The organism is Agromyces binzhouensis (genome assembly GCF_004135055.1).
GTDB lineage: Bacteria > Actinomycetota > Actinomycetes > Actinomycetales > Microbacteriaceae > Agromyces > Agromyces binzhouensis.
This window is the reverse complement of record NZ_SDPL01000539.1, coordinates 1-1,681: the sequence shown is the minus strand read 5'-3', so window position 1 is coordinate 1,681 and position 1,681 is coordinate 1. Positions and strand designations below refer to the sequence as shown.

Below are 1,681 nucleotides of genomic sequence, written 5' to 3'. Positions count from 1 at the left end.
CCGCCGCCGTGATGAGGGCGCCGCCGAGGATCGCCGCCCCCGACAGCGTCGCGCCGGTCGCCATGCCCGCGATCGCACCGCGCGCGGTCAGCCCGCGCCACCAGATGCCGAGCAGCAGCACCGGGCACAGCGTCGACGCCGTGAACGCGAACACGAGGCCGACGCTGCCCGCGAGCCCCGCCGGCTCGGTCGCGAACGCGACGACGAGGGGCACCGCGGTCGACGCGAACGCCGCGATGCGGAATCCGCGGACGCTCCCGCCGAGGAGGTCCTGCGAGATGACGCCCGCGACCGACACCACGAGTCCCGACGACGTCGAGAGGAACGCCGCGAACGCGCCGCCGATCACGAGCGCGGTGAGCAGGTCGCCCCAGACGCCCGGGAGCAGGCGATCGGGCAGCACCAGCACGAGCGCGTCGGCATCGCCCGGCGTCGCGAGGTCGGGTGCGAACGCCCGGCCGAGCAGCCCGAACAGGGTCGGGAACGCGTAGAACACCGAGAGCAGCACGAGCACGATGACGGTCGTGCGGCGCGCGGCCGGCCCGTCGGGGTTCGTGTAGAACCGCACCAGCACGTGGGGCAGGCCCAGCGTGCCGAGGAGCAGCGCGACCATCAGCGACACCGTGCGGTACACGTCGAGCGCACCGGGACCGTCGGAGACCGGGAAGGCCTGCGGCGGCGCGAGCTCGGGCTCGACGGCGCCCGTGACGAGGAGCAGCGCGATGACGGGCACCGCGATGGCCGCGAGCTTCAGCCAGAACTGGAACGCCTGCACGAACGTGATCGAGCGCATGCCGCCCGACGCGACGACGACCGCGACGAGCGCCGCGACGGCGACCGAGCCGACCCAGCTCGGCAGGCCCGTGGTGATCCGAACCGTGAGCGCGGCGCCCTGGAGCTGCGGCACGATGTACAGCCATCCGATGACCACGACCAGCACGCTCGTGACCCGCCGCACCGCGACCGACTCGAGCCGGGCCTCGGTGAAGTCGGGGATCGTGTACGCGCCCGAACGCCGGAGGGGAGCGGCGACGAAGAGCAGCAGCATGAGGTACCCGGCCGTGTAGCCGATCGGGAACCACATGCCGCCGGCGCCGGTGAGCAGGATCAGCCCCGCGATGCCGAGGAACGACGCCGCCGACAGGTACTCGCCGCCGATCGCGGACGCGTTCCACCACGGCCGCACCGTGCGGCTCGCGACGTAGAAGTCGCTCGTCGTGCGCGAGATCCGCAGCCCGTAGAACCCGATGAGCACCGACACGAGGGCCACGGCGACGATCGCCGTGTAGCCGACCGCGGGGCTCACTCCTCCTCCGCGAGGGAGCGGTACCGGGCCTCGTTGCGCGACGCGGCTCGCACGTACAGCGCCGCGACGGTGATCGCGAGCGGGTACACGCCGAAGCCGAGGAGCAGCCACGACACCGGCACGCCCGCGACGAACACGCCGTCGAGCGCGGGCGCGACGACGGCGAGGACGAACACGACCGTCGCGAGCACGAACCCGCCGGCGCAGATCAGCGCGAGGCGGAGCTGCGACCGGATCAGCGAGCGCACGTAGACCGAGTGGATGTCGGTGGGGCCCGTGTCGGTCCCGGGCCTGCGCACGCGCGCCGCGGGTCGGCGGTCGGATGCCGCGGGGCCGCCGTTCCGCGGAGCGGTCACCCGAACCCGGGGCGGCGGT

At 73.8% G+C, this 1,681-nt stretch carries 2 protein-coding genes; both read right to left on the bottom strand.

Annotated elements, in window-relative coordinates:
• The coding region (locus ESO86_RS16515) for a sodium/solute symporter (RefSeq protein WP_165308180.1) at positions 1–1,306 on the bottom strand (1,306 nt) is incomplete at its 3' end.
• Positions 1,303–1,662, bottom strand: a complete 360-nt coding sequence (locus tag ESO86_RS16510) for a DUF485 domain-containing protein (protein ID WP_376927111.1) — start codon at positions 1,660–1,662, stop codon at positions 1,303–1,305. The genes ESO86_RS16515 and ESO86_RS16510, both read right to left, overlap by 4 nt.
• Positions 1,663–1,681: the final 19 nt, after the last annotated feature.